Here is a 25457-nt window from a genome sequence, read left to right as displayed (position 1 = left end):
CCGCCGCTACGACCACCTCCGAAACCGCCGCGGTCACCGCCGCCGAAGCCACCACGATCGAAGCCGCCGCCGAAGCCGCCGCCACCACCGCCGCCGCCGTAAGGATCGAAACCGTCGTCGCCGAAACCGTCGCGCTTGTCGCGTCCGCGACCACGCCGCCCTCTGTCAAAACCCATAAAACCCGATAAACCTTACAATCCGCCCAAATTTCCTGTCGCCCCTGGCCGGACGCGGAGACCAGAAACGCTACAAGGAACACGCCGGGTTGTTGGGCCGGCCCTCTCCATTGCGCGAAAGACTATAACGGAGAAAAAGCCGATGCGCGAACGGAATCGACCGAAATCGCGCAATTCATTGCCCGACGCGCGATGTAGCCATAATTTGTGACAAATAGGCCGCGTTTCTTCGCTGATCGCGCCTTGCCCGCACATGAACGATCCGGCAGAAGCGCGGACATGGACCACATCATCGCGCTCGTCTCCGACCCACAGGCCTGGGCGGCCTTCGTGACCCTGGTTCTCCTCGAGATCGTGCTGGGAATCGACAATCTGGTGTTCATCGCCATCCTGTCGAACAAGCTGCCCGCGCACCAGCAAACCCGCGCCCGCCGCATCGGCCTGGCGCTGGCGCTCGTCTTGCGGCTCGCGCTGCTCTCGCTGATCGGCTGGATCGTGACGCTCCAGGCGCCGCTGTTCGATCTGGGTCTGTCGGGCGCCCCCGGCCCCCATGGCGAACCCAGCTTCGAAACCGCGTTCTCGGGCCGGGATCTCATTCTCGTGGCGGGCGGCCTGTTCCTGCTGTGGAAGGCGACTCGCGAGATCCACCACACTATCGATCCGGCGGGCGACGAGGCCGGCGGTCATTCCGGAACCGCCAAGGGCACGTCGGCGAGCCAGGTCGTGGCCGCCAACTTCGGTGCGACGATCGCACAGATCATCGCGCTCGACCTCGTGTTCTCGATCGATTCGATTCTCACCGCGGTCGGCATGACCGACCAGGTGCCGATCATGATCGCGGCGGTCATCACGACCGTGTCGCTGATGATGATCGCGGCCGATCCGCTCGCCCGCTTCATCGAGCGCAACCCGACGCTGGTGATGCTCGCGCTGGCCTTCCTGGTGATGATCGGACTGGTCCTGCTTGCCGACGGATTTGGCGTGCACATCCCCAAGGGCTATATCTATGCCGCGATGGGCTTCTCGATCTTCGTCGAGTTGCTCAACATCGTCAGCCGGCGCCGCCGCGAGGCGGCTGCCAAGGCTTAAACACCGAACGCCCGGCACCGAGCGCCGGCGCACCGGCCCGAAAGGTTTACCCATGTCCCAGTTCCGCCAGATCGACCCGCGCTTCCTCGCCAGCCCGCAGATCACGGTGGACGACGTCGCCGAGGCCAAGGCGCTGGGCGTGACGCTGATCGTCAACAACCGCCCCGAAGGCGAATCGGACGACCAGACGCCCGGCGACGCGATCGCCGCTGCGGCCGAGGCGGCGGGCATCGCCTATCTCGCGATCCCGGTCACCCATGCCGGGTTCTCGATGCCGCAAGTGACGGCACTGCAGCAGGCGCTGACCCAGGCCGGCGAAGGCCCGGTGCTGGCCTATTGCCGCTCGGGCACCCGCTCGACGCTGCTCTGGGCGCTGGCCCAGGCCTCGGCCGGGGCGAACCCCTACGAAATCGCCGCCAAGGCCGCGCAGGCCGGCTACGACGTCTCGCCGATTCGCGCGCAAGTCGACATCCTCAGCGCACGCGCCGGGAGCTGATGCCGCGGGGCGCGCGCGTTAACTCTGGCGCGGCGCCCTGTCCCAACAAGGCACGGTTCGACCGGAGCCGTTGCGTCGCGTAACGGAACCCGCCAAGGCGGCCGCATCTCACGCGCGCGCGTCCCATGGCGCCCGACACAACCGGAAGCAGCCCCCATGACCGCACTCTCTCGTATCGCCTCCGTCCGGGCCCGGCCGATGGGTCGCATGATCGCGCTGGCCGCGGCGCTGGCCCTGCCCTGCCATGCGCTCGCCGCATCGACGCCGGTGGGGATCGACGCGCTCAAGGTCTACAACCTCGTCGTCCTGGGGGACCTGACTTCGTCGTCGGAAGTCGAAGGGCGCACCTTCGTGGGCGGCAACCTCACCGGCAATTCGTCGAACTACCAGATCGCGGCGCTGCCGGCGTCGAGCTATACCGGCGCAGGGCTGGTCGTGGTCGGCGACGTCACCGGCGGGATCAAGAACCTCAACAACGGCGCTGGCGCGGTGGTTGGCGGCAGCGTGGCGAGCGGGTTCAACCTTAACGGGTCGCCGCAGACGGTGCAGGTCGGCGGCACGATCAGCAACACCAACGTCAATTCGAACACGGTGCAGTCGAACCTGGGCACCACCAACCCGTCGTTCGTCGCCAATCTTCAGCAGGACGGCAGCCTGATGAAGACCAGCATGAACGAGCTGTCGTATCAGCTGTCGCAGCAGGCGCCCAACAGCACGATCGCGATCAGCGGCAATCGCGGCACCTTCACCGCCCAGCCCGACGCGAACGGCGTGGCCGTGTTCAACATCACCGCCGCGAACCTCAACGCGATCGGCGAGATCCAGTTCAACACCAACGGCGCCGATACCGTCATCGTCAATGTCTCCGGCCCCAACGTTGTGCTGAACGACAACTTCCTCGGTGGCACGGCCAATCTCGGGCAGAAGGTCATCTGGAACTTCCCCGACGCGACCGACCTGACGCTGACGACCGCGTGGGGCGGATCGGTGCTGGCGCCCAAGGCAGCGGCGCACACCTACAACTATATCCAGGGTTCGGCGGTGTTCGGCAGCCTGACGCAGGACGGCGAGATGCACATCGGCACCTATGCCGGCGGCTATACGGTTCCGACCGATCCTGCGGTTCCGCCGTCGAGTTCGGGTGGCAGCACATCGGGCGGCAGCTCAGGCAGCAGCGGCGGCACCGCAGTGCCCGAACCCGGCATGCTGCTGCTGCTCGCGATCGGCCTTGGCGGCCTGATGCTTGGCCGCAAGCGCCGGCCTGCCCAAGCCTGAGGACAGTCAAAGCCTGACCGGCGCGCGGGCCGCGCGATCAGGTCAGGATGTGGCCGGTGCGGTCGCGCTTGGTGGCGAGGTAGCGGACATTGTGCGGGTTGGGCGGCAGCTGGTGCGCGACCCGCTCGACCACGTCGATCCCCAGTTCCTGCAACGCGGCAACCTTGGCCGGGTTGTTGGTCATCAGCCGGATCTGCCGTGCCCCGATCAGGTCGAGCATACGCGCGGCGACGGGAAAGTCGCGTGCCTCGCTGGGCAGGCCCAGCCGCTCGTTGGCGTCGACCGTGTCGAACCCCTGGTCCTGCAACTGGTAGGCGCGCAGCTTGTTGATGAGGCCGATCCCGCGCCCTTCCTGCCGCAGATAGAGCAGCACGCCCCAGCCGCCGGTCCCGGTTTCCTCGGCCATGCGCGCCAGCGCGGCCTGGAGTTGCGGGCCGCAATCGCACTTGAGACTGCCGAGGATGTCGCCAGTCAGGCACTCGCTGTGCAGGCGCACGAGCGGCGCCACGGCGTTGTCCTGCTGGCCGATGACCAGGGCGACATGCTCGCGCAGGTCATCGCGCGCGCGGAAGGCGATGATCTCGGCCTCCTCGCACGCCTCGACCGGAAGGCGCGCCCGTGCCTGGACCGTGAGGTTGAGCGGGTCCTTGAACGCCGCCAAATCCTGCGCCGAGACGCTCTCGGCCACTTCGACGCCGCTCGCGACGAGGAACGCGGGCAGGATGCCGGCAAGGCGCGCCAGTTCCATCGCCGCGCGCGCCGCCTCGACCGCCTCGATCGGGTCGGCGCGATAGGGGCCGCTCATCGGGCTGGCGAGATCGCGCGCCGGGTCGGCCAGATCGCGCGCGCGCGACAGGCTGAACGGATCGGCGCCATGGATCAGCACCGGCGCCTCGGGCACCGCTGCCTCGCGCTGGTTGGCGAGCTTGAGCGTGGCCGCGCGCGCCGCCGAAACCAGCATCTGCGCGGCATAGACGCCGGGCTGAGTGAAGGCGGTCTCGGCCGGCAACAGGTCGTAGCCGCCGCCCTCGTCAGTCACCCGGATCGCCCAGCCGTGGCGCAAGGCATCGAGCGCGCGCGACACGCGGCGCGTGGCGGCCGCCGGCGTCGTCACAGGTCGAACTCGGAAATCAGCGGGATGTGGTCGGACGGCTGGTCCCAGCGCCGCGTTTCCTCGACGAAGCGATGCCCGGTCGACTGCGCGGCCAGCTCGGGCGAGGCCCACATATGGTCGAGCCGCCGACCCTGGTCCTTCTGCCGCCAGTACGAGCGATAGGACCACCAGGAATAGTTGCGCTCGGGCGCGGGCAGGTGCTTGCGCCCGAGGTCGACCCAGCCATGCGCATCGGCGAAGCGCTGCAACGTGTCGACTTCGAGCGGGGTATGGCTGACGACCTTGAGCAGCGCCTTGTGATCGTAGACGTCCTCGGGCAGCGGCGCGATGTTGAAGTCGCCGACGATCAGCGTCGGGCGGTCGATCGCCTCGGCCCAGCGGGTCATCCGCTCGAGAAAGTCGAGCTTCTGCCCGAACTTGGGATTGACCTCGCGGTCGGCGACATCGCCGCCGGCGGGGATGTAGACGTTCTCGAGGATCATGCCCTGGCCCGGCCCGAGCAATTCGACGCCGATGTGGCGTGCCTCGCCGTTGTCCTGCCAGTCGTGACGGCTGAAGTCGCGGAAGGGGATGCGGCTGACCGTGGCGACGCCGTGATAGCCCTTCTGCCCATGGATCGCGCGGTGGGTATAGCCCAGCTCCTCGAACACCTCGTGCGGGAAGAGGTGCTCGGCCACCTTGATCTCCTGCAGGCACAGCACGTCGGGCGCTTCCTGCTGGAGGAAACGCGTCACCTGATCGGCGCGCAAGCGGACGGAATTGATGTTCCAGGTGGCGATCGAAACCATGCCGGTGCTTTAGGCGGCGTGGACGAATTCCACAACGCCACGGTTGCCTTGTAAAAGGCCCTGGTGAGGCGCGAGGACGCAGAAGGAGTGGGCCTCCTTCAAGGACGAGCAACGCTGCCAGGGCCTTTTACAAGGCAACCCCTTCGGGGCTGGACCAAAAACCGCCATTTCCGCGTCGGCTCGTCGCGCAATATTCCCGATATTGCGCTTCCTCACCTCCTTAAACTGGCGGTTTTTGCCTCCAGCCGTGGCGCTGTGGAATTCGTCCACGCCGCCTAAGGATCGCACTCCGGGGCGGCAAGGCTGTACCGATGGGCGCTGGGCGGGTAGAGCCGTCGCCAGTCACTTCGAGGGAGCATCACTTGGCCCGGCGCCTTACGCTGTACATCGTCATCGCCATGATCCTGGGCATCGCCACCGGCTATGCGCTGAACCGTGCCCTGCCGGCCGGCAGCACGACGCTGGCGACCACCGCGGAAACGCTCAAGCTGCTGCCCGACGTGTTCCTGCGGCTGATCAAGATGATCATCGCGCCGCTGATCCTCGCCACGCTGGTTTCGGGCATCGCCGGCATGGGCGACAGCAAGGCGCTGGGGCGCATCGGCGGGCGCGCGCTGGGCTGGTTCATCACCGCCAGCCTGATCTCGATCAGCCTTGGCCTGCTGCTGGTCAACCTGTTCCGCCCCGGTGCGGGCCTGCGCTTCGATGCCGCCACCAAGGTCGGCGATCTCGATACCGCTGACTTTACCGTGCACCATTTTGTGTTGCAGATCGTGCCGACCAGCCTGCTCGACGCGATGGCGCAGAACAACGTGCTGCAGATCCTCGTGTTCTCGCTGTTCGCGGGGCTTGCGCTTTCGGCACTGGGCGAGAAGGGGGCGCCGCTGGTGCGCGCCAGCGAGGCTTTGGCCAGCCTGATGCTGACCATGACCGACTACGTGATGAAGGCCGCGCCCTTTGCCGTGTTCGGCGCGCTGGCCGCAGTGGTCGCGACCAAGGGCCTCGGCATCATCGTCACCTACGGCGTGTTCGTCTCGGAATTCTATTTCGCGCTGCTGGTCCTGTGGGGCCTGCTGTTCGGGATGGGCGCCCTGTTCCTGGGCAAGCGCATCATCATGCTGGCGCGCTACATCCGCGAGCCGATCCTGCTGGCCTTCTCCACCGCCAGCTCGGAAAGCGCGCTGCCGCGCCTGTTCGAGCAGCTCGACCGCTTCGGCGTGCCGCGCCGCATCTCGGGCTTCGTGCTGCCGCTGGGCTACTCGTTCAACCTCGACGGCTCGATGATGTACACCAGCTTCGCGACGATGTTCATCGCGCAGGCCTACAACATCCATCTCTCGATCGGGCAGCAGATCGCCATGCTGCTGACGCTGATGGTCACCTCGAAGGGTATCGCCGGCGTTCCGCGCGCCAGCCTCGTGGTGATCGCGGCGACGCTCACGCAATTCGGCCTCCCGGTCGAGGGCATCGCGCTGTTGCTGGGCGTCGACACCTTCCTCGACATGGGCCGCACCGCCACCAACGTGGTGGGCAACGCCATCGCCACCTCGGTCATCACCCGCTGGGAAGGCATGCTGCAGGTGCCGATGGACCCCGACGCGCCCGAGCCGGTGCCGCCGCACGACACGCCCGAGCACGGCCGCCGCGGGCTTCACCTCGACGAAAGCGCGTAAGCATCGGCGGCTGATGCGGCCGCCGACCTCTCCGAACTATCAGTAATACATCCCGTCACCCCGGGCGAAGACCCGGGGTCCCGCTTTGCACGGGGCAAGCGACGCTGGCGTCCACACGACGAACAAGCGGGACCCCGAGTCTGCGCCCGGGGTGACGGAGTGGCTGGCAGGCCGTCCTGCTACTTCGCCAGTGTCACCGGCTGGAACTGCCCGAGGCCGCACGAGCCGCGCGGGCCGGCCCCGCCGCCGCCGGTCTGCAGCACGGTGATGATGTCGACGTTGCACAGCTGCGATTGCGAGGTCGCGTAACCGAAGGTCCGCTCGAACCCGAGGCTGTTGCAGCGCAGCGGGAGGGTATTGCGGTACCATTGCCGGCCGAGGCGGAAATCGATCGTCCAGTCGTCGCGCACGCGGCTTTCGCTGATCTGCGCGATCGGGATGCAGTTGCGCGCTGGCCCGGCGGGCGTTGCCGCCGGTGTCTTGGGCGAATGGCCGTCGAGGCCCGCAGTGCGGGGACCGGACGCCGCGCTGCCGGCGGGCGTGCAGCCCGCGAGCAGGCCGGAGGTGATCGTGCCGGCGATAAGTGCGCAGGCAAGGACGGCGGGACGCGAGGCACGGATCATGACGGCTCTCCTTCCGGTCGGGCTGCCGGCTTGCCCGCCTGGCCCTTGGCGCGTGCGACACCCTTGCGTGATGTCGCCCGCGTCTTGGGAGTCGTGGCCGGCTTGGCGCCCTTTTCCAATACCTTACCCTTGAAGCCACACAAGTCCACCACGGCGCAGCGCCAACATTCGGGCGTGCGCGCCTTGCAAACATAGCGGCCGTGCAGGATCAGCCAGTGATGCGCCCCCAGCCGGAACGGGGCCGGAACCTTCTTGTCGAGCTGCGCTTCGACCGCCTCGGGGGTCTTGCCCTTGGCAAGGCCGGTGCGATTGCCGACGCGGAAGATATGCGTGTCGACCGCGAAGGTCTCCATCCCGAACGCGGTGTTGAGCACGACGTTGGCGGTCTTGCGCCCGACGCCCGGCAGCGCGGTCAGCGCATCGCGATCGGCCGGCACCTCCCCGCCATGTTCGCGCACGAGCATCTCGGACAGGGCGATGACGTTCTTCGCCTTGGTGTTGAACAGCCCGATCGACTTGATGTGGTCCTTCAGGGCCTCCTCGCCCAGCGCGACCATCTGCGCCGGGGTGGTGACTTGCGCGAACAGGCGCCTGGTCGCCTTGTTGACACCGACGTCGGTGGCCTGCGCCGAGATCGTCACGGCGACGAGCAACTGGTAAGTGTTGCCGAAGGCCAGCTCGGTCTCGGGCGCGGGGTTCGCTTCGGCGAGACGCCGGAAGAACTCGAAGATCTGGTCCTTCTTCAAGGCGCTCAGCCTTCGAGCCCGAGGACCTGCGGCATCGTGTAGCGTCCCGGCGCCCGGCCCTGGAGCCAGGTGGCGGCGCGGATCGCACCCTTGGCGAAGATCGCGCGGTTCTCGGCCATGTGCGACAGGCTCAGCCGCTCGGCATCGGCGAGGAAGTGGACGGTATGGTCGCCCGCCACGCTGCCGCCGCGCAGCGCGGCAAAGCCGATCGTCCCGGCCTCGCGCCGCCCGGTGATGCCATCGCGCCCGCGCACCGCTGCATCGTGCAGGTCGACGCGCCGGCCCTTCGCAGCCGCCTCACCCAGCAGCAGTGCGGTGCCCGAGGGGGCATCGACCTTCATGCGGTGATGCGTCTCGACGATCTCGATGTCCCAATCCTCGCCCAGCCGCTCGGCCGCCTCGCGCACCAGGTGCGCCAGCAGCGTGACGCCGAGCGAGGTATTGCCGGTCTGCAGCACGGGGATCGAGACCGCTGCGGCGTCGATCAGCCAGTGGTGCCGCTCGGCGAGGCCGGTGGTGCCGATCACGATCGGGGTGCCGGCATGGATCGCGGAATCGAGCGTGAACTCGAGCGCCTCGGGCGCGGAAAAATCGACCAGCACGTCGCTGTCGCCCGCCAGCGCCGCAGCATCGCCATCGCGGTCGATCCCGCCCGAGACCACGTGGCCCGCCTCGGTGATGGCAGCAGCCAGCGCCTGCCCCATGCGCCCCGCGCTGCCGATGATGCCGATGCGTGCCATTCGAGGGGGGTCCTTTTCGCTTGCGATCGGCCTCCTTTAGGCGGGGCCGAGGGCGGTCGGCCACCCCAAAATGGCAGGACGCCTCACGCCTCGACGAAGGGATCGCTGGTGGTGGCGCGGCCGGCCAGGTCGTCGCGGCCGGCGACCCGGCGCGTCCAGCCCGGCAGTGCGGGATGGCTGAACCGGACATCGTACCATCCGAGCGCCGGGGCCAGCGACACGCGCCGCCGGCCAGCGGGCAGGGTCTCGCGCCGGCTGCCGCCGCCGGGCAGGAGCCATTCCATCACCACGCCGCCGCGCGCGACATCGAGGGTGAGGGCATCGCCGCCGACGCGCCAAGCGAGCGGCGCGGTGGCGGGCAGCGGCCCGACGAAGTGGCGATGGAAGCCATTGGGCCCCAGCACCCATACATCGAAGGCGCCGCGCGCGTCGGGCGCGAAACGGTCCGCGAGGCTGGTCCCGGCCGCCACGGTATAGCGGCGCGGCCCCTCGGCGAGGCGGTTGCGATCATGGACGTGGAAGACCGCCGCCGCCCCCTCGGCCGCGAAGCGCAGCACCAGATCCTCGCCCTCGCACCGCTCGGTCACCTCGAGGCGATAGGGTAAGGGCCGTGCCGGGCGCAGGCCCGGCTCCTGGAACAGCGGTGCCGGCGTTGCGGGCGCGGCGGGATCGGGCTGGTGCGCGATGGCGCGCGCGCGATGCGCGGTCTCCGCCGTGGCGGGCAGGGCGGGCAGCGCGCGCCGGTCGGTCTGGCGGAAATCGAACGCACTCGTCAGGTCGCCGCAGACCGCGCGGCGCCACGGGGTGATGTTGGGACAGGTGAAGCCGAAGCGCGCCTCGAGGAAACGGATGACTGAGGTGTGGTCGAACACCTGTGAGTTGACCCAGCCACCGCGGCTCCACGGCGAGACGACATAGAGCGGCACGCGCGGACCAAGCCCATAGGGCCGGCCGCGATAGGCCGCCGCATCGATCCGCGCCTCCCCCGGCGCGGGATGCACGTGGTACGAGCCGTCGAGATCGACGGTCGTGCCGCCGGCAAGCGTCTCGCCGCGGCGCGAGGGCGGGGCGGGCGGCGGCATGTGATCGAAGAAACCGTCGTTCTCGTCGAACATCACGAGCAGCGCGGTGCGCGCCCAGACCGCCGGGTTGGCGGTGAGCGCGTCGAGCACTTGCGCGGTATAGTCTGCGCCCTGTGCCGGGCTCGATGGACCGGGGTGTTCCGACCCTTCGGCCGTGGCAACGATCCACGAGACTTGCGGCAGCGTGCCGGCCAGCACGTCGGCGCGCAGGTCTGCCGGGGTGCGCGTGGTCAGTGCGTGCTGGCGCAGCGCCGGATCGCCGGTACCGGCCGCCGCCGCGCGATAGGCATCGAAGCCGACCAGCGGGTTGTCGGTGAAGTTGTCGGCCATGTCCTGGTAGATCTGCCAGGTCACCCCGGCGGCGCTCAGCAGTTCGGGCACGGTCGTCCAGCCATAGCCCTGCGCCCAGCCCCCGTCGGCAGGCAGCGAATCGTGCGAATTGCCGATCGCCGGCCCACCCGCGCGCGCCGCCGGGTCATTGCCGCCGGTCCACAGCATGACCCGGTTGGTGTTGGTGCCGGTCTGCGTCGAGCAGTGATAGGCGTCACAGATGGTGAAGGCTTCGGCCAGGGCAAACTGGAAGGGAAGGTCCTCGCGCCGGAAATGCGCCATGGTGCGGCGGGTCTTGGCCTCGGGCCAGCGCGCCATGCGCCCCTCGTCCCACGCCGCGTGGGCATTGTCCCAGGCATGGGGCGTGCCCTCGACGCGCATGAGGTCGAAATCGGCGCGCGTCGAGAGATGGAACGGGCCGACGGTGCGACTGCCTTCGGGCGCCGCGCCGTCATGCTGCTGCCACACCGGACGGGGCGTGCCGTCGGGCCCGGGCACTGGGATCGCCAGCCGGTCGCCAAAGCCGCGGACGCCGCGTAGCGTGCCAAAATAGTGATCGAAGCTGCGATTCTCCTGCATCAGGATCACCACGTGCGCCACGTCGCGCAGCGTGCCTGTGCGCACGTCCGGGCCGATCCCGGCAGCCCGCGCGATCGAGGCCGGCAGGGCCGCGGCCAGCCCGGTGGCGAGGACGGAAGCAAGGCCGGAAGCGAGGGCGGAGCGGCGGGTAAGGCGGGGCATGCATGACACTTTCACGACGAGGACGTAGCGGCGGGCTAGAAAGCGGTGATGACCACAGCGTGACACCAATGCCCGCCCTTTGGGGGCGCAGGGTAGCGTCGCCCCATTGGCCCGCAGAGCCAAATCGCGCATAGCACGGGGCATGAGCCTGCCCCGTCACATCGTCATCCTCACCGGCGCGGGCGTCAGCGCCGAATCGGGCATCGACACGTTTCGCAGCGCGGGCGGGCTGTGGGAGCAGCACCGCGTCGAAGACGTCGCCACGCCCGAGGGCTTTGCGCGCGACCCGGACCTGGTGCTGCGCTTCTACGACATGCGCCGCGCCGCGATCCAGACCAAGCAGCCCAATGCGGCGCACCTTGCGCTGGCCCGGCTGGAGCGCGAATGGCCGCAGCGCGTGCCGGGGGGCAACGTCACGCTGGTCACGCAGAACGTCGACGACCTGCACGCCCGCGCCGGATCGCGCGCATTGATCGCGATGCATGGCGAGCATCTCTCGGCCTGGTGCACCGCCTGCGATACCCGGCATCACTGGCGCGAGCCCCTGATCGATCGCCCACCCTGCCCCGCCTGCGGTACGTGCGCGCTGCGGCCCGACATCGTGTGGTTCGGCGAAGTGCCTTACCGGATGGACGACATCCACGCGGCGATGGCGCAGGCCGATCTGTTCGTGTCGATCGGCACCTCGGGCGCGGTCTATCCCGCCGCCGGCCTGGTGCGCATGGCCGACGAGATCGGCGCCGCCACGCTCGAGCTCAACCTGGAACGCAGCCAAGGCTGGCGCTGGTTCGATGAGACGCGCCTCGGCCCCGCGACCGAACTGGTGCCGGCCTGGGTCGACGCGCTGCTCAACCCTGCGTCGTAGCGCCGCAGGCCGGGCAGGCCGGGTCGGGCGCGATGCGCATGGTGCGCAAGGCGGGCTTCAATCCGTCGAGGACATGAAGCTGCCCCCATTGCGGATCGCCGAGCGCCGACACGCCTTCGAGGATCACGCGCAGCGCCGCCATGGCGCCGAACGTGCCGACCATCCCGACCATCGCGCCCAGCACGCCTTGCGCGGCGCAGCTGTCGCAGTCGTCGGCGTCGAACGCATCGCCCACGAAGCAGCGGTAGCAGGAATGACCCGGACGATGCCCGGCGAAGTTGGCGACCTGCCCCTGGAATCGCGCGATCGCCGCGCTGGTCAGTGGAATGCCGGCCGCCACGCAAGCGTCGGACACGACCAGCCGGGTGGCGAAGTTGTCGCAGCCGTCGAGCACCACGTCGGCCCCGGCGATCAGCGCCGCGACATTGCCGCGATCGAGCCGCGCCCGGTGCGCGGTCACCTGCAGCGCGGGATCGAAGCGTTCGACCCAATCGGCTGCCGCCTCGGCCTTGGCGCGGCCGATGTCGGCGGCGGTGAAGATCGTCTGGCGCTGGAGGTTCGAGGCGTCGACCACGTCGTCGTCGATGAGCGTCAGCCGCCCGATCCCTGCACCGGCAAGGTACTGCAGAGCTGGCGCGCCAATGCCGCCCATGCCCACCAGCACGACATGCGCCGCCATGATCCGGGCCTGCCCCGCCCCGCCCACTTCGGGCAGCACGATATGGCGGGCAAAACGGCCGAGCCGGTCAGCAGGAACTGCGATGGAAGGGGCGGCGGCAGGGTTGGCGAGCGTCATGCCCCGTCAGGTAGGGCCTGCGCCGGGGCTTTGCAAACCGACGGCCCGGGTTCACAACCCACCGATGAAGGATCGCATCTGGATCGTGCTGGTGCTCGCCCTGCTCCTGGGCATCGTCGCCGGCTGGTGGGGCAAGGGCCGCTGGGCCGAGCACCAATGCACCGCGCAAGGCGGCGTCTGGCACGACACCGCCAGCGCCTGTGGAAAAGTCCGCGCATAACCTGCGCACAATCCTGGCATAAGCCCGGCATAAGCAGGGGATCGTCGCTGGAAAACGCGGCGATCCATACCTTCCGCGCAAGGCTGTGCATAACCCCGGCACAACCTGTGTGCCGGGGGTGGATTGCCAGTGAATACGCGGTGGATCAGTCTTCGAGCTGACGCAGCAGCGTGCGCACGTCGCCGTCCATGTCGGCATCGCGCGTGCGCAGCTGTTCGATCAGGCGAACAGCGTGAATCACGGTGGAGTGATCGCGCCCGCCGAACTTGCGGCCGATCTCCGGGTAGGAGCGCGGCGTCAGCACCTTGGCGAGGTACATCGCCACCTGGCGCGGCCGGACGATGGCACGAGCACGGCGCTTGGAGGCCATTTCAGTGCGGTCGACGCGGTAGAACTGGCAGACCGTGCGCTGGATCTCGTCGATCGTGATCCGGCGGCGGTTGGCCGACAGGATGTCGGTCAGCTGCTCTTCGGCCAGTTGCAGGCTGACCTGCTGCCCGGTCAGCTGCGCGAAGGCGATCAGCTTGTTCAGGCCGCCGACCAGTTCGCGGACGTTGCGGTTGATGGTACGGGCGAGGAATTCCACCACGTCCTGCGGCACCTGCGAGCTCGTAAAGCGTGACAGGCGGTGTTCGAGAATTTGCCGGCGAAGCTCGATGTCGGCGGCCTGTATATCGGCGACGAGCCCCATCGAGAGGCGCGAAAGAAGACGCTGCTCGACCCCGTCGAGCGCCTGGGGCGCACGGTCGGCGGCCACGACGAGGCGCTTGCCGGCGCTCAGCAGCGCGTCGATCGTGTGGAGGAATTCCTCCTGCGTGCTCGCCTTGCCGATGATGAACTGGATGTCGTCGACCAGCAGCATGTCGAAGCTGCGCAGGCGGGCCTTGAACTCGATCATCTCGTTCTGGCGCATGGCCTGGACGAATTCGATCATGAACCGCTCGGCCGAGCAGTAGAAGATGCGTGCGCCGGGACGATTGGCGACGAAGGCATTGGCGATCGCGTGCAGCAGGTGCGTCTTGCCCTGCCCGGTCGAGCCCTTGAGGTAGAGCGGTGCGAACTGCGGCGTCTCGAGCGCGGCCATGCGCTGCGCGGCGTTGAGCGCGAGCACGTTGGCGCTGCCCGGCACGAAGTCGTTGAAGGTCAGCGAGGGGTCGATGCCCGAGGCGGCGGGATCGAACCCGGCGACAGGCGCCACGGCCTTGCGCTCGGCAGGGGCCGGTGCGCTGCGGCTGGCGGCGTCGCTGCCCGCTGCATCGCGCACGGCGGCGAGGTTGATGACCGTGCCGGCACCTGCACCCGAGGCACCGCCGACGCGCAGCTCGGGCATCGAGCGGCGGCGCGGGTGGGCGGTGATGCGGACCTGGCGCACTTCGGCTCGCGCGATCTTCCACGCCAGCGACAGGCGGTCGGCGAAGCGGTCCGCGACCCAATTGGCCGAGAATTCGGTGGGAAGGAACAGGTCGAGCGTGCCGGTCTCCTTGCAGAAGCTGCCCAGCTGGATCGGCTTGATCCACTGGGTGTGCAGCTGCGGACCGAGGTCCTTCTTGAGGCCCTGGCTGATGTCGGCCCAGTCGGCCGCGAGGTCGAGGGCGTCCTGATCCTCGGTCATGCCGCCATCACGCGTTCCTTCCCGGCCCTTGCGGGCGGTGCCGGTGCGCGCGGCCGCGGCGGAACCGCCACCCGCGCTGCTTCCTGCACTCACGAATTGATCCATTTTCACGTTTCGCTGTCCCACGTTCTATTCCAGCGTGACGCCGATGGTCCGCCGATGCCCCCGATGTGCCGTGAAAGCCTGCCGTGACCCGCGTCCGACAACACTTCCCCGCCTGCTGGTGCGCGATGAGCGCGCCGCAGGTCTTCGTTTTTGAGCGATGTTCCGTGACACCGGGCATCGACCGCCCCCGCATCGGCAGCCGCACGATAAGACGGCTGCGTGACGCAAGTTGGCCGGCACCCGGCGTGAGCCCATGTCTATGAGGCACTGCGCCGACAGCGCAAGCCCGTGACCCGCAAAATTTCTGAAATAATTAGCCTTGACGCGATGACTCCGCCTTAATTGGCAAAGTCATTGAAAATCATAGGCTTACAGATTTCCAGAATCGCGAATCGCGACGAATCCGCCACTTAACGCGGCGGCCTCTGTCATCGAACTGTCGCGGATGGCGGAGACGAAAATGGCCGGCGTTTGTGACGCCGGCCAAAGCCGTATCGATCCCTGACGCGCCTCCCTGAGGGGAAGCGCGAAGGTCCGAATCAGAGAGCAGCGACTCGCTTGCTGAGGCGCGACAGCTTGCGGGCAGCGGTGTTCTTGTGAACGACGCCACGCGCCACGCCGCGGGCCAGCTCGGGCTGGGCAGCCTTGAGCGCTTCGGCGGCAACGGCCTTGTCGCCGCCGGCGAGGGCCGCTTCGACCTTCTTGACGAAGGTGCGGATGCGCGAAAGGCGGTTGCCGTTGATTTCGGCGCGGCGTTCGTTGCGACGGATGCGCTTGCGGGCTTGCGGCGTGTTGGCCATGTCTGTCCTGTTTCTGTCCTCTGACGGCCTGCCCCTGCGGGAGACCGGGAAAATTCCTGGTGCTGCGACGTGTTCGACAAGCCTGTCGAGCCCGCCGGAAAGCGGCGCCCTTAACCGGCCCGCCGCGAATCGTCAAGGCAACTCGTACCCTGACGCGCTGCAAGGCCCGCCGCCGCCACGCGCTTAGGCCGAACGCAGCCCAAGGCGCAAGCCATCGCGTGCACGGGCCACGCCTTCGCTGCGCCAAGCCGGCATAGACCCCGGCGCAATGGCGAAGCGGCCCAGCAGATGCCCCAGGGCCAAGCGCACCGCCAGACGGGCCAGTGCGCTTTCCGGCGCGGTGCGCAAACCGCCACCCGGCGGGATCCACGCACCGCCATCGCGCAGCGCAACGCGCGCGGGGGTGAAGCGCAAGGGATCGAATCGCGCCGGCGTGCTCCAGACCTCGGGATCACGATGGGTGCGCACGGGATCGAGCGCGACGATCGCACCGGCCGGTACGGCCCTGCCGCCGATGACCTGCGCGGCGCGCGCCTGGCGCAGGACCGGCGGCAGGCCGGGCATGAGCCGCATCGCCTCGTCGATCGCCATGTCGACCAGATCCTCGCCGTTGCCGCTGCGCTGACCGGCGCGCAGGGTGTCCTGCCAGTCGGGGTTGTCGGCGAGGTGGGCGACCAGCGTGGACAGCGTCGCGCCCGAGAGGCGCAGCGCGGCCAGCAGCACGCCGGCATCACCGGACGCACTGGACTGGGGCGCCGCCAGCCCCTGCAGCAATGCGCGGCGTGCGCCGAACGAGGAGGAGGGCAGCCCGCGCGGCATCGAGCGGCGCCACAGCCCCGGCGCGGCCTCGAGCGTGGCGAGCGCGGAGGCAAGCCGCTCGGTCGTGCCGCTCCCCGGCGTGTGCCCGGTCAGCGCCGAGGCGAGCGCGCGCGCCAGGGCCAGGCCAATGGCAGGCTGGAAGCGGATCGTGCCGGGGCGCCATGCGGCCAGCGCCTGGGCCAGGGCACGATCGAGTGCGGCGGTGATCGCAGGCCCGCGGGCAGGATCGGCCAGCGGATCGCGCCCAACCGGCAGGGCATCGTCATGCGGCCAAGCCGCAGCGCCCGCGGGCCCGAACTGGTCGGCCAGCGTGTGGAGTACCAGCCGGTTGGCTTCGGCGCCATCGAGCCGCAGGGGATCGAACAGCGAGGTCGGACCGGATGGCTCCGCCGGGTGTGCGGCGCCCTCCAGCGCAAAGGCGGGCGGCGTCGTGCCCGCCCGCACACCGTCTGTCAGGGCAACGTCAGTCAGGATCGTGCCGGCATCGGGCACACTCGTGGCGTTGGTCGGCATCGTGGCCATCATCTCTCCCCTGCCGGATCGTGTCGTTGTCCGATCCTGGCACGGGACAAGGGATGACAGGCCGGCGCGGCGCTGGCAAGCCCCGTCCCGGCCCCGCCCCTGGCCACTTCTTAACCCTGCAGTCTCAGGCTCAGGCGGGGATCCACCCCGCCAGCTCGCGCCGCACCAGCGCCTCGAGCATGGCCATGCCGGCCGGCGAGGTGTTGAGGCACGAGAGCGCGGCGAAATCGGTGCCGCCGGCGGCGAGGAAATCGTCGCGTCCGCGCAGGGCCAGTTCCTCCAGCGTCTCGAGGCAATCGGCAGAAAAGCCGGGTGCGGCGATCGCCAGCCGCCGCACGCCGCCGCGTGCCTCCGCCACCAGCGTCGCGTCGGTCGCCGGCTCGAGCCACTTGGCGCGCCCGAACCGCGACTGGAAGCTGGTGACGAGGCGCAGCCCGGGATGGCTCTGGGCAAAGCGCTCGCCCAGGAGGCGCGAGGTCTTGCGGCAATGGCAGTGATAGGGATCGCCCAGATGCAGCGTGCGCTCGGGCATGCCGTGATAGCTCAGCAGGAGCACTTCGGGCACGAAGGCGAGCGCCGCGATCTGCGCCGAGAGGTCGTCGTGGAGCGCGGTGATCGCCACCGGGTCGTCGTGATAGGGCGGCAGGGTGCGCAGCGCGGGCAGGCGGCGGCGCGCCTTGATCCAGTCGGCCACGGCATCGAGCGCGCTGGCCGTCGTCGCGCCCGAGTAATGCGGATAGAGCGGCGCCACGAGGATGCGTTCGCACCCGGCGGCGAGCAGCGCGTCGAGTTCGGCGGCCATCGCCGGCTGTTGGTAGCGCATGGCGTGGCGCACGACCACGCCCTCGCCCAGCCGCGCCTGCAGCGCGCGCGCCTGCTGCGCGGTAATGGCGGCGAGCGGCGAGCCTTCGTCGCTCCACACCTGGGCATAGGCATGGGCGGACTTTTTCGGGCGCGTGCGCAGGATGATCCCGCGCAGGATCGGCTGCCACAGCAACGCGGGGATCTCGACCACGCGCTTGTCCGAGAGGAATTCGCCGAGATAGCGCCGCACCGAGGCCGGGTCGGGCGCATCGGGCGTGCCGAGGTTGACCAGCAGCACCCCGATCCGCCCGGTTGCGACGGGGGGATGGTCGGCGGGCAGATGCGCGGGGCAGGCATGCGGGGCGGCGGCAGCGGTCATCAGGTGCCTTCGGACAGGAGGGGCAGGCGGCGCAGGCGAAGGCCCGTGGCCGAGAACAGGGCGTTGGCGATGGCCGGCGCGACCGCCACCACCCCCAGGTCGCCGGGATCGAACGGCTGCGCGCCGCTGTCCAGGAACACAACCTCGACCTTGGGGCAATCGGCCAGCAGCGGCAGGCCGAGCTGGCTGAAATGCCCCGCGAGCGGCCGCCCGGCGGCGTAGCCGGTGCTGCCACCGATGGCGAGGCCCATGCCGAAGACCAGCCCGCCCTCGATCTGCTGGCGCGCGATGTCCATGTTGACGATGCGGCCGATGTCGACACAGGCAGACAGGCGCTCGACCCGGATCGCGCCGTCGACCGCGCGGGCGGTGGCAACGACCGCGATGTGCCCCTCGCGGCGGCCTTCGGGGGCGGCCAGCGCCAGCGTGTGACAAGCGATGCCCTGCCCCGAGGCATCGGCCCCGCCGCCCCACATGGCCAGCCGCGCCACCCCCTGGAGGCAAGCGACGAGGCGCGGGGCGTGGCCCAGCATCGCGATCCGGAACGACAGCGGCTCGGCGCCGCCGAAGTGCGCGCATTCGTCGATGAAGCTTTCGGTGAGGAACGCGGTCACGGCATCAGCCCCCCCGCGCATCCGCGCCGTCGCCAGCGGGATCGTGACGGGGACATGGTCGATCGCGCACTCGGGGATCGCATAAGCGGGCATGGCGCCGACCAGTGCCAGCGGGTCGGCGGTGGCTTGCCAGCGCTCCCGCGCACTGGCTGCGCCCTCGCCGTCGAGGACGCGGGCGGTGGTCTCGCGAAAGGTGGCAGGCGTGGCGATGCGCCCGCGCCAGCCGAGCAGCTGCTGCTTGTCGGGGCTCATCGCCGCCTCCATCCGCGCCGCGAAGGGCGCGCGGGGCAGGCTGGCCAGCGAATCCTGCCAGCGCGACCAGGTCAGCTGCACCGGCTTGCCCGTGGCGCGCGCCAAGGCCGCCGCCTCGCCTGCGATCCGCGCATCGAGCCGGGCATCGAAGCTGCCGCCGGCATGGAGCGGGTAAACCACCACGTCGCGCTCGGCCATGCCGGCGCCGCGCGCACCCTCGCGTCGGGCAGCCTCGGGCGCCTGCGTGGCCAGCCACAGCTCGAGCTGGCCATGCTCGATCCGCGCGGTGCAGGTGGGGGGCTCAAGCGGCGCATGGAGCGCCGGCTCTATATCATAGCGTGCGGTGAGGCTGGGCTTTTCGAGCAGGGCGGCGGGATCACCTTCGGCCCAGAGGCGGTGCGGCGTACCCTTGCGCAAAGCGGTGTCGAGCGCGGCGTCGATGGTGTTGCTGTCGGCGACATCGGTGGCGGCGGCGCGGCGCGGGCGAAAGCGCGGCTCGATCGCGGCGACCGCGCGGTCGGCGGCGTGCCAGGTCCGGCCGATCGCCGCGACCCAGCCATGGGCATGGACCACGCCGAGGCACCCGGCCACGCGCGCCGCCGCCGGGGCGTCCCAGCTCGACAGCACGCAATCGCCCTGCGGCCCATGCGCGATGGCGGCGTGGACCATGCCCGGCAGGCGCACGTCGGCGGCGAAGACGAAGCTGCCGTCGAGCTTGGCCGGAAGATCGAGGCGGGGATAGGCCGGGCGCGATCCGGCGGGATGCGCCGCCGGTGTCTCGCGCGTCGGCATGGCGCGCAAGGGCGGGTCCGCGGGCGGTGACAGCCCGAGCGCGGTCTCGACCAGCGCGGCGAAATCGAGCCGGCGCTTGCCCTGCACCACGCCATGGCCGGCGGTGTCGAGCCCGTCGGTCGCGACGCCCCAATGCCGCGCGGCCGCGGCGATCAGCAGGGCGCGCAGGCCCGCGGCGGCGCGGCGCAGCGGGGCCTCGAACTGCGCCAGCGTCGTGCCGGCTACGGTCAGCATCATCGGCCCGCGCTCGGCCCGCAGGCGCGCGAGCGCGTCGCCGGGTTGATCGGCGGCATCGGCCGGGACGGGCAGCCAGGCCGGCAGCCACGCAGGCGCCCAGTGCGCGGCGAGCACGGCATCGGCATACGCGGGGCTGAGCGGCGCGGGCTCGACCGCGATGCGCCCCCAGTCGGCGCCCAGCTCCACCGCGACGATCTGCGCCAGCAGCGTGGTCACGCCCTGCCCCATCTCGCAGGCCGGCACCGCGACCGTCACCGAGCCGTCGCGCGCGAGCTTGAGGAAGCTGTCGACCACATGCTCGCCGCGCGCCGCCACCAGTGGGGTCGCATAGTGGCGCGGGACGAGCGCGAAGCCGGCGACGAGCGCACCGCCCGCGCCCGCGCCGATCAGCAGCGCGCGCCGCGTCGGCTTGAGGCGATCGGGCAGGAGTGGCCGCCGCGCCATGCGGGGGTCAGGCCCCGGCGGGTGCCGGGCCGGCGTCGAGCGCGGCCAGTACCGCGCGGGCGATCGCCGCGAAGGCCTGGGCCTGCGGGCCTTCGCCGGCGGCGGGTGGTTCGCCCGCATCGCTCTTCTGGCGGATCGCGATGTCGAGCGGCACGCGGCCGAGGAACGGCAGGCCCAGTTCGCGCGCGGTGACTTCGGCACCGCCATGGCCGAAGGGATCGCTGACCTGGCCGCAATGCGGACACAGGTAGCCGGCCATGTTCTCGACCAGCCCCAGCACCGGCACGCGGCCCTGGTCGAACAGCCCGATCGCGCGGGTCGCATCGATCAGCGCCAGGTCCTGCGGGGTGGAGACGATCACCGCGCCCGCCGGCTTGTATTTCTGCAGCATGGTGAGCTGGACGTCGCCCGTGCCCGGCGGCAGGTCGACCACGAGGATATCGGTGTCGCCCCAGTCGGCCTCGATCAGCTGGCCGAGCGCGCTGCCCGCCATCGGCCCGCGCCAGGCGATAGCCTGCCCCGGCTGCACCAGGTGGCCCATCGACAGCATCGGCACGCCCCACGGGCTCTGGATCGGGATCATCGTCTTGTCGCGCGCCTCGGGCTTGCGCCCTTCGGTGGCGAGCAGGCGCGGCTGCGACGGGCCATAAATGTCGGCATCGACCAGCCCGACGCGGCGGCCCTGCCGCGCCATCGCCACCGCCAGATTGGCCGACAGCGTCGACTTGCCGACACCGCCCTTGCCCGACCCCACCGCCAGGATGCGCCGGGTGCGCTTCTCGGCGGTCAGGGCCACGCGCAGGTCGGCAAGACCGGCGGCACGCGCGGCATCGCGCGCGGCGCTCTCGATTGCGGTCCGCGCCGCCTCGCCCAGCCCGCTGGCGTCGATCACTGCCGTCCCGGTATCGCCGCTGATCCGCAAGACCTGCAGTCGCCCGTCCGGGCCGGCTCCGGGGCCGCTGCCCTGCTCAGTCCCGGCCTGCACCAGCGCCTGCACGATGGCGCGACGAACGGTAGTCTCATCGATGGTCACGAGTGTCCTGTCCCTTGGTTCACGCGCCGCCCTAGCAGACGAAATTTGGGAGCGAGACCCTGTTTTTCGCTGTCCATGCTTCCTATAAGACCTGCATGATCGCAATCCGTGGCTTGTCCCCCCGCGCCGGCGCGCGCACCCCGGCCCCTCGCTCATGAGCGACCGCAAGAGCCCATGGGGCGGCCCGGACGACACCCCTCCCGGCCAGGGCACACCCGAAAGCGGAAACCCGGTCTCGGGCGAAGAACCTGCGGCAGAGGATGCCGCAGCCAAGCCCGACCGTGAAAAACCCGCCCCTGGCAAGGCCGATTCTGGAACAACTGGCCCCCGCAACCCGTGGCTGCCCCCTGCCGGCGAACCGCGCCGGCCGCAGGGGCTCGACGACATCTTCCGCAACCGTGGCGCAGGCGGCAACAAGGGCAGCGGTGGCCCCGGCAGTGGCAAGAACGGCGGCCCCGGTGGCCCCGGAAAGGGCGGCGGCAATCCCCTGTGGAACGGCCGCACGCCCGAGTTTCGCCTGCCGAAGCGCCCGGATGGCAAGTCGTGGTGGCCCATCGGCATCGCTGCGGTGGCGCTCTTGTGGCTCGGCATCTCGACCACGCATCGCCTCTCGCCGCAGGAGCAGGGGGTAGTCACCACCTTCGGCTCCTATTCGCGCACGCTTCAGCCCGGCGTCTCGTTCACGCTGCCCTGGCCAATCCAGTCAGTGCAGACGCTCGACGTCACCTCGATCCAGCGCGAGACCATTCCCGAGGGCGAGGGCGAACGCCTGATGCTCACCGGCGACCAGAACCTGGTCAACCTGACGTACCTGGTCCGCTGGAACATCAAGGATCTGAAGCTCTATACCTACCAGATGGCCGAACCGCGCCAGACCGTGCGCGAGGTGGCCGAGGCCTCGATGCGCGCCGCCGTCGCCGAGGTGACGTTCAACGATGCGATGGGCGCGGGCCGCGCGATGGTCGAGCAGAACGTGCGTGACCGCATGCAGCGCATCCTCGATGCCTATCACGCCGGCGTCACCGTGCAGGGGGTCGAGATCATGAAGATCGACCCGCCGGCCAAGGTGGTCGACGCCTTCAAGGACGTGCTCGCCGCGCAGCAGGATGCGCAGAGCGCAGTCAACGGCGCCGAAGGCTGGGCCCAGCAGAAGATCGCCGCCGCGCAGGCCGAGGCCGCCGCCTTCGACAAGGTCTACGAGCAGTACAGGCTCGCCCCCGACGTGACGCGCCGGCGCATGTATTACGAGACGATGGAACGCGTGCTGAGCAAGACCGACAAGGTGATCGTCGAGGCGCCGGGCACGGTGCCCTACCTGCCGCTGCCCGCATTGCAGACGCGCCGCAGCGCCGACACGCCATCGACTGGCGAGCAGACCGATGAACAGACCGTTCGGGGCTCCGCGGCGCAAGGGGGCAAGAACTGATGGAACAGCTGCTCATGGCCCAGCGCCGCACCATCGCGGCCATCGCGATCCTGCTGGTGGTCATCGCCAGTTGCCTGATCGTCGTGCCCGAGACTCAGCAGGTCGTGATCGTCCGGCTGGGCGATCCCAACCGCGTCATCAACCGCTTTCGCCCCAACGCCGATTTCGGCCAGACCGGGGCGGGCCTCGTCTGGCGTATCCCGTTCCTTGAACAGGCGGTGCGGATCGACAAGCGCGTGCTCGACGTCGACATGGAGCGCCAGCAGGTCACCTCGCTCGACCAGCGCCGGCTCGAGGTCGATGCCTATGCCCGCTTCCGCGTGATCGACCCGATCAAGATGTACCGGACCGCCGGCACCGTCGACAAGGTCGCCGAGCAGCTCCAGCCGATCCTCAACTCGGTGCTGCGCCAGGAACTGGGCAAGCGCACCTTCGCCTCGCTGCTCACCCCCGAGCGTGGCCAGGCGATGGCGCGCATACGCGAGGGGCTGGACCGCGAGGCGCGCGAATATGGCGCGCAAGTGATCGACGTGCGGATCAAGCGCGCCGACCTGCCCGATGGCACCCCGCTCGAATCCGCGTTCACCCGCATGGCCACCGCGCGCGCGCAGGAAGCCGCGACGATCCGCGCCCAGGGCCAGAAGGCCGCGCAGATCATGCGCGCCGAGGCTGAAGCGGAAGCTGCAAGGACTTATGCCGCCAGTTTCGGCAAGGACCCGGAATTCTACGACTTTTACCGGGCCATGCAGAGTTACGACGCCACCTTCTCGCAAAAGGACAGCAATACCGCGATCGTCCTTTCGCCCGATAACCGCTATTTGAAGCAATTCCGGGGGCAATGACGGGATACGTTCCATTCAAAGTCCGTTCATGCGACGAAGCGTGAAAACACACCCGGATCGGGCGCCGATTTCCCCCAGTTGCGCGCCCCCGCAACACCCGAACAAAGGATAAATGCACGTGCGATATGCTTATGGAGTGACGACCGCACTGCTTCTCGCCGGCAGCGCGTTCACGCTGGCGACGGGGTTCCCCGCCGGCGCGCAAGTGGCCCAGAACGACAGCTCGCAGATCCAGGCGATCACGCCGCGCCAGGGCGCGCCGTCGAGCTTCGCCGATCTCACCGCGCAGCTCCAGCCCGCCGTGGTCAACATCTCCACCCGCCAGCGGGTCAAGGTCCAGGTCAACAATCCGTTTGCCGGCACGCCCTTCGGCGACCTGTTCGGCGGCCCCAACGGCGGCGGTGGCACCACCACGCGCGAGGCACAGTCGCTGGGCTCGGGCTTCATCATCTCGGCCGACGGCTACATCGTGACGAACAACCACGTCATCACCGCCGATGGCCAGGGCGAGGTCGAGTCGATCTCGGTCACCACCCCTGACGGCACCGAATACCCCGCCAAGCTCGTCGGCAAGGACGCGCAGTCGGACCTCGCCGTGCTCAAGATTACCGGCACCAAGGCCTTCCCGTTCGTCAAGTTCGGGGACTCGCGCAAGGCGCGCGTGGGTGACTGGGTCATCGCCATCGGCAACCCGTTCGGCCTCGGCGGCACGGTCACGCAGGGCATCATCTCGGCCGTCTATCGCAACACCGGCCAGGGCGGCGCCTACGACCGCTACCTGCAGACCGACGCGGCGATCAACCGCGGCAACTCGGGCGGCCCGATGTTCGACATGGCGGGCAACGTCATCGGCATCAACAACGCGATCTACTCGCCCACCGGCGGCAGCGTCGGCATCGGCTTCGCCATTCCGGCAGAGATCGCGGCGCCGATCGTCGACAAGCTCAAGAGCGGCCAGGCGATCGAACGCGGCTACCTCGGCGTTCGCATCCAGGCGATGTCGGACGACCTTGCCGCCTCGCTCGGCCTCCCCAAGAACCGCGGCGAGTTCATCCAGTCGGTTGAACCCTCGGCCGGCGCGGCCAAGGCGGGCATCCAGGCCGGTGACGTCGTCGTGCGTGTCGACGGCAAGGACGTGACGCCCGAGCAGACGCTCTCGTTCATCGTCGCCAACACCACGCCGGGCAAGACCGTGCCGATCGAACTGGTTCGCAACGGCAGGCGCATGACCGTCAACGCCGTGGTCGGCAAGCGCCCCAGCGACGACGATCTCGCCAAGCAGAGCTTCGATCCCGACCAGCAGGACGACGGCGGCTTCGGCCAGAACGGCGGCACCACCCCGCAGCAGCAGCAGATGGGTACCGCCCTGCAGAAGTCGCTGGGTATCGCGGCCGTCCCGCTGACCGCGCAGATCGCGCGCCAGCTCGGCGTGACCGAGGACACGCGCGGCGTGGTCGTGACCGGTGTCGACAGTGCGTCGGACGCCGGTTCGAAGGGCCTGCAGCGCGGCGACATCATCCTGTCGGCCGGCTACCGCGCGCTGACCAGCGTCGCCGACCTCGACGCCGCGGTGCGCCAGGCCAAGGCTGCCAACCAGGAAGCCCTGCTGCTGCGCGTCCAGCGCCGCGGCCAGCCGCCGATCTACGTGCCGATCCGCCTGCGCTGATCGACCCGGCATTCCGGCACAAAGGCCGGCGTTTCCCTGAGGGAGACGCCGACCTTTTCGTATCCAAGGGCAACTTTTCGCAGATCCTCCCCATCCCCGATGGGAGGTGGCAGACGCGTCGGCGGCTGACGGAGGGGACGAAGGCCAAAGCGACGTTAAACCCCTCCACCACCCGCTGCGCGGGCGGTCCCCCTCCCCATGCCTGCGGCACAGGGAGGATCGAGAGCGCCAACACCATTCCTCGATCCTCCCCATCCCCGATGGGGAGGTGGCAGACGCGTCAGCGGCTGACGGAGGGGTTGAAGGCCAAAGCGACGTTAAACCCCTCCACCACCCGCTGCGCGGGCGGTCCCCCT

At 69.5% G+C, this 25457-nt stretch carries 23 protein-coding genes; 10 read left to right on the top strand and 13 right to left on the bottom strand.

The features are described from left to right. From V7Q48_RS15740 to V7Q48_RS15725, 4 genes are all read left to right on the top strand, one after another. Positions 1-188: hypothetical protein (locus V7Q48_RS15740; protein WP_333839482.1), on the top strand; the 188-nt coding region annotated here is incomplete at its 5' end. Between the two features lie 267 nt (positions 189-455). Continuing rightward, positions 456-1265 (top strand): TerC family protein, encoded by an 810-nt coding sequence (locus V7Q48_RS15735; RefSeq protein WP_333839480.1) that lies wholly within the window; start codon positions 456-458, stop codon positions 1263-1265. A 52-nt stretch (positions 1266-1317) separates the two neighbouring features. Continuing rightward, positions 1318-1761, top strand: coding sequence for a TIGR01244 family sulfur transferase (locus V7Q48_RS15730; protein WP_333839478.1), 444 nt, complete (start codon positions 1318-1320; stop codon positions 1759-1761). Positions 1762-1917: 156 nt separating this feature from the next. Continuing rightward, a complete protein-coding gene (locus V7Q48_RS15725) occupies positions 1918-3036 on the top strand; it encodes a choice-of-anchor A family protein (protein ID WP_333839476.1) in 1119 nt (372 codons plus the stop codon). Positions 3037-3073: 37 nt separating this feature from the next. Here V7Q48_RS15725 and ribA read toward each other — a convergent pair whose 3' ends face one another. Both ribA and V7Q48_RS15715 read right to left on the bottom strand, forming a co-directional pair. Next, on the bottom strand, positions 3074-4150 hold the full coding sequence (gene ribA / locus V7Q48_RS15720; protein WP_333839474.1) for a GTP cyclohydrolase II: 1077 nt from the start codon (positions 4148-4150) through the stop codon (positions 3074-3076). Further along, the gene (locus V7Q48_RS15715) at positions 4147-4938 is read right to left on the bottom strand and encodes an exodeoxyribonuclease III (protein ID WP_333839472.1); all 792 of its coding nucleotides are present in this window, start codon (positions 4936-4938) and stop codon (positions 4147-4149) included. The genes ribA and V7Q48_RS15715 overlap by 4 nt, the downstream gene beginning before the upstream one ends. Before the next feature lie 362 nt (positions 4939-5300). On the opposite strand from V7Q48_RS15715, the gene V7Q48_RS15710 reads away from it, so the two are divergent. After that, a complete protein-coding gene (locus V7Q48_RS15710) occupies positions 5301-6611 on the top strand; it encodes a dicarboxylate/amino acid:cation symporter (RefSeq protein ID WP_333839470.1) in 1311 nt (436 codons plus the stop codon). Between the two features lie 179 nt (positions 6612-6790). Here the strand turns inward: V7Q48_RS15710 and V7Q48_RS15705 are convergent, their stop codons facing one another. From V7Q48_RS15705 to V7Q48_RS15690, 4 genes are all read right to left on the bottom strand, one after another. Further along, positions 6791-7234: a hypothetical protein gene (locus V7Q48_RS15705; RefSeq protein ID WP_333839469.1), complete on the bottom strand. Its 444-nt coding sequence runs from the start codon at positions 7232-7234 to the stop codon at positions 6791-6793. Then, on the bottom strand, positions 7231-7980 hold the full coding sequence (nth, locus tag V7Q48_RS15700) for an endonuclease III (RefSeq protein ID WP_333839467.1): 750 nt from the start codon (positions 7978-7980) through the stop codon (positions 7231-7233). The genes V7Q48_RS15705 and nth overlap by 4 nt, the downstream gene beginning before the upstream one ends. A gap of 5 nt (positions 7981-7985) precedes the next feature. After that, a complete protein-coding gene (gene dapB / locus V7Q48_RS15695; RefSeq protein WP_333839465.1) occupies positions 7986-8720 on the bottom strand; it encodes a 4-hydroxy-tetrahydrodipicolinate reductase in 735 nt (244 codons plus the stop codon). An 83-nt stretch (positions 8721-8803) separates the two neighbouring features. After that, positions 8804-10873 carry a phosphocholine-specific phospholipase C gene (locus V7Q48_RS15690; RefSeq protein WP_333839463.1) on the bottom strand — a complete coding sequence of 690 codons (2070 nt, stop codon included), beginning with the start codon at positions 10871-10873 and terminating at the stop codon, positions 8804-8806. A gap of 142 nt (positions 10874-11015) precedes the next feature. Here V7Q48_RS15690 and V7Q48_RS15685 point away from each other — a divergent pair, with 142 nt between their 5' ends. Beyond that, the gene (locus V7Q48_RS15685) at positions 11016-11738 is read left to right on the top strand and encodes an NAD-dependent deacylase (protein WP_333839461.1); all 723 of its coding nucleotides are present in this window, start codon (positions 11016-11018) and stop codon (positions 11736-11738) included. Here V7Q48_RS15685 and V7Q48_RS15680 read toward each other — a convergent pair. Continuing rightward, on the bottom strand, positions 11722-12534 hold the full coding sequence (locus V7Q48_RS15680) for a HesA/MoeB/ThiF family protein (RefSeq protein WP_333839459.1): 813 nt from the start codon (positions 12532-12534) through the stop codon (positions 11722-11724). The two genes, V7Q48_RS15685 and V7Q48_RS15680, sit on opposite strands and share 17 nt — an antisense overlap. Positions 12535-12598: 64 nt before the next feature. Here V7Q48_RS15680 and V7Q48_RS15675 point away from each other — a divergent pair, with 64 nt between their 5' ends. After that, on the top strand, positions 12599-12754 hold the full coding sequence (locus V7Q48_RS15675) for a hypothetical protein (protein ID WP_333839457.1): 156 nt from the start codon (positions 12599-12601) through the stop codon (positions 12752-12754). Between the two features lie 145 nt (positions 12755-12899). Here the strand turns inward: V7Q48_RS15675 and dnaA are convergent, their stop codons facing one another. From dnaA to V7Q48_RS15645, 6 genes are all read right to left on the bottom strand, one after another. Further along, positions 12900-14366, bottom strand: a complete 1467-nt coding sequence (dnaA, locus tag V7Q48_RS15670; protein WP_333839455.1) for a chromosomal replication initiator protein DnaA — start codon at positions 14364-14366, stop codon at positions 12900-12902. 644 nt (positions 14367-15010) lie between these two features. Then, positions 15011-15271: a 30S ribosomal protein S20 gene (gene rpsT / locus V7Q48_RS15665; RefSeq protein ID WP_333839453.1), complete on the bottom strand. Its 261-nt coding sequence runs from the start codon at positions 15269-15271 to the stop codon at positions 15011-15013. Between the two features lie 183 nt (positions 15272-15454). Then, positions 15455-16612, bottom strand: a complete 1158-nt coding sequence (locus V7Q48_RS15660) for a cytochrome P450 (protein ID WP_333839451.1) — start codon at positions 16610-16612, stop codon at positions 15455-15457. A gap of 130 nt (positions 16613-16742) precedes the next feature. After that, on the bottom strand, positions 16743-17795 hold the full coding sequence (gene hemH, locus V7Q48_RS15655; protein ID WP_333839449.1) for a ferrochelatase: 1053 nt from the start codon (positions 17793-17795) through the stop codon (positions 16743-16745). After that, positions 17795-20134: a molybdopterin cofactor-binding domain-containing protein gene (locus V7Q48_RS15650; RefSeq protein ID WP_333839447.1), complete on the bottom strand. Its 2340-nt coding sequence runs from the start codon at positions 20132-20134 to the stop codon at positions 17795-17797. Before V7Q48_RS15650 ends, hemH begins: the two co-directional genes overlap by 1 nt. 7 nt (positions 20135-20141) lie before the next feature. Continuing rightward, positions 20142-21119: an Mrp/NBP35 family ATP-binding protein gene (locus V7Q48_RS15645; RefSeq protein WP_442947154.1), complete on the bottom strand. Its 978-nt coding sequence runs from the start codon at positions 21117-21119 to the stop codon at positions 20142-20144. 202 nt (positions 21120-21321) lie between these two features. On the opposite strand from V7Q48_RS15645, the gene hflK reads away from it, so the two are divergent. The 3 genes from hflK (at position 21322) to V7Q48_RS15630 (ending at position 25101) form a co-directional block, all read left to right on the top strand. Beyond that, positions 21322-22593 carry a protease modulator HflK gene (hflK, locus tag V7Q48_RS15640; RefSeq protein ID WP_333839445.1) on the top strand — a complete coding sequence of 424 codons (1272 nt, stop codon included), beginning with the start codon at positions 21322-21324 and terminating at the stop codon, positions 22591-22593. Further along, on the top strand, positions 22593-23435 hold the full coding sequence (hflC, locus tag V7Q48_RS15635; RefSeq protein WP_333839443.1) for a protease modulator HflC: 843 nt from the start codon (positions 22593-22595) through the stop codon (positions 23433-23435). The genes hflK and hflC overlap by 1 nt, the downstream gene beginning before the upstream one ends. Before the next feature lie 118 nt (positions 23436-23553). After that, positions 23554-25101, top strand: coding sequence for a Do family serine endopeptidase (locus tag V7Q48_RS15630; protein ID WP_442947152.1), 1548 nt, complete (start codon positions 23554-23556; stop codon positions 25099-25101). Positions 25102-25457: the final 356 nt, after the last annotated feature.

This window comes from Novosphingobium sp. (assembly GCF_036803765.1).
Taxonomy (GTDB): domain Bacteria; phylum Pseudomonadota; class Alphaproteobacteria; order Sphingomonadales; family Sphingomonadaceae; genus Novosphingobium.
The sequence above is the reverse complement of the archived record's forward strand: the minus strand, read 5'-3'. Positions and strand labels throughout refer to the sequence as shown.

Excerpts from the sequence above, each read along its gene's own strand:
- V7Q48_RS15735 (WP_333839480.1), top strand. The coding sequence starts at position 456 with ATGGACCACATCATCGCGCTCGTCTCCGACCCACAGGCCTGGGCGGCC.
- V7Q48_RS15730 (WP_333839478.1), top strand. The coding sequence starts at position 1,318 with ATGTCCCAGTTCCGCCAGATCGACCCGCGCTTCCTCGCCAGCCCGCAG.
- V7Q48_RS15725 (WP_333839476.1), top strand. The coding sequence starts at position 1,918 with ATGACCGCACTCTCTCGTATCGCCTCCGTCCGGGCCCGGCCGATGGGT.
- V7Q48_RS15715 (WP_333839472.1), bottom strand. The coding sequence starts at position 4,938 with ATGGTTTCGATCGCCACCTGGAACATCAATTCCGTCCGCTTGCGCGCC.
- V7Q48_RS15705 (WP_333839469.1), bottom strand. The coding sequence starts at position 7,234 with ATGATCCGTGCCTCGCGTCCCGCCGTCCTTGCCTGCGCACTTATCGCC.
- dapB (WP_333839465.1), bottom strand. The coding sequence starts at position 8,720 with ATGGCACGCATCGGCATCATCGGCAGCGCGGGGCGCATGGGGCAGGCG.
- V7Q48_RS15690 (WP_333839463.1), bottom strand. The coding sequence starts at position 10,873 with ATGCCCCGCCTTACCCGCCGCTCCGCCCTCGCTTCCGGCCTTGCTTCC.
- V7Q48_RS15685 (WP_333839461.1), top strand. The coding sequence starts at position 11,016 with ATGAGCCTGCCCCGTCACATCGTCATCCTCACCGGCGCGGGCGTCAGC.
- V7Q48_RS15680 (WP_333839459.1), bottom strand. The coding sequence starts at position 12,534 with ATGACGCTCGCCAACCCTGCCGCCGCCCCTTCCATCGCAGTTCCTGCT.
- V7Q48_RS15675 (WP_333839457.1), top strand. The coding sequence starts at position 12,599 with ATGAAGGATCGCATCTGGATCGTGCTGGTGCTCGCCCTGCTCCTGGGC.
- dnaA (WP_333839455.1), bottom strand. The coding sequence starts at position 14,366 with ATGACCGAGGATCAGGACGCCCTCGACCTCGCGGCCGACTGGGCCGAC.
- rpsT (WP_333839453.1), bottom strand. The coding sequence starts at position 15,271 with ATGGCCAACACGCCGCAAGCCCGCAAGCGCATCCGTCGCAACGAACGC.
- V7Q48_RS15660 (WP_333839451.1), bottom strand. The coding sequence starts at position 16,612 with ATGGCCACGATGCCGACCAACGCCACGAGTGTGCCCGATGCCGGCACG.
- hemH (WP_333839449.1), bottom strand. The coding sequence starts at position 17,795 with ATGACCGCTGCCGCCGCCCCGCATGCCTGCCCCGCGCATCTGCCCGCC.
- V7Q48_RS15650 (WP_333839447.1), bottom strand. The coding sequence starts at position 20,134 with ATGGCGCGGCGGCCACTCCTGCCCGATCGCCTCAAGCCGACGCGGCGC.
- hflK (WP_333839445.1), top strand. The coding sequence starts at position 21,322 with ATGAGCGACCGCAAGAGCCCATGGGGCGGCCCGGACGACACCCCTCCC.
- hflC (WP_333839443.1), top strand. The coding sequence starts at position 22,593 with ATGGAACAGCTGCTCATGGCCCAGCGCCGCACCATCGCGGCCATCGCG.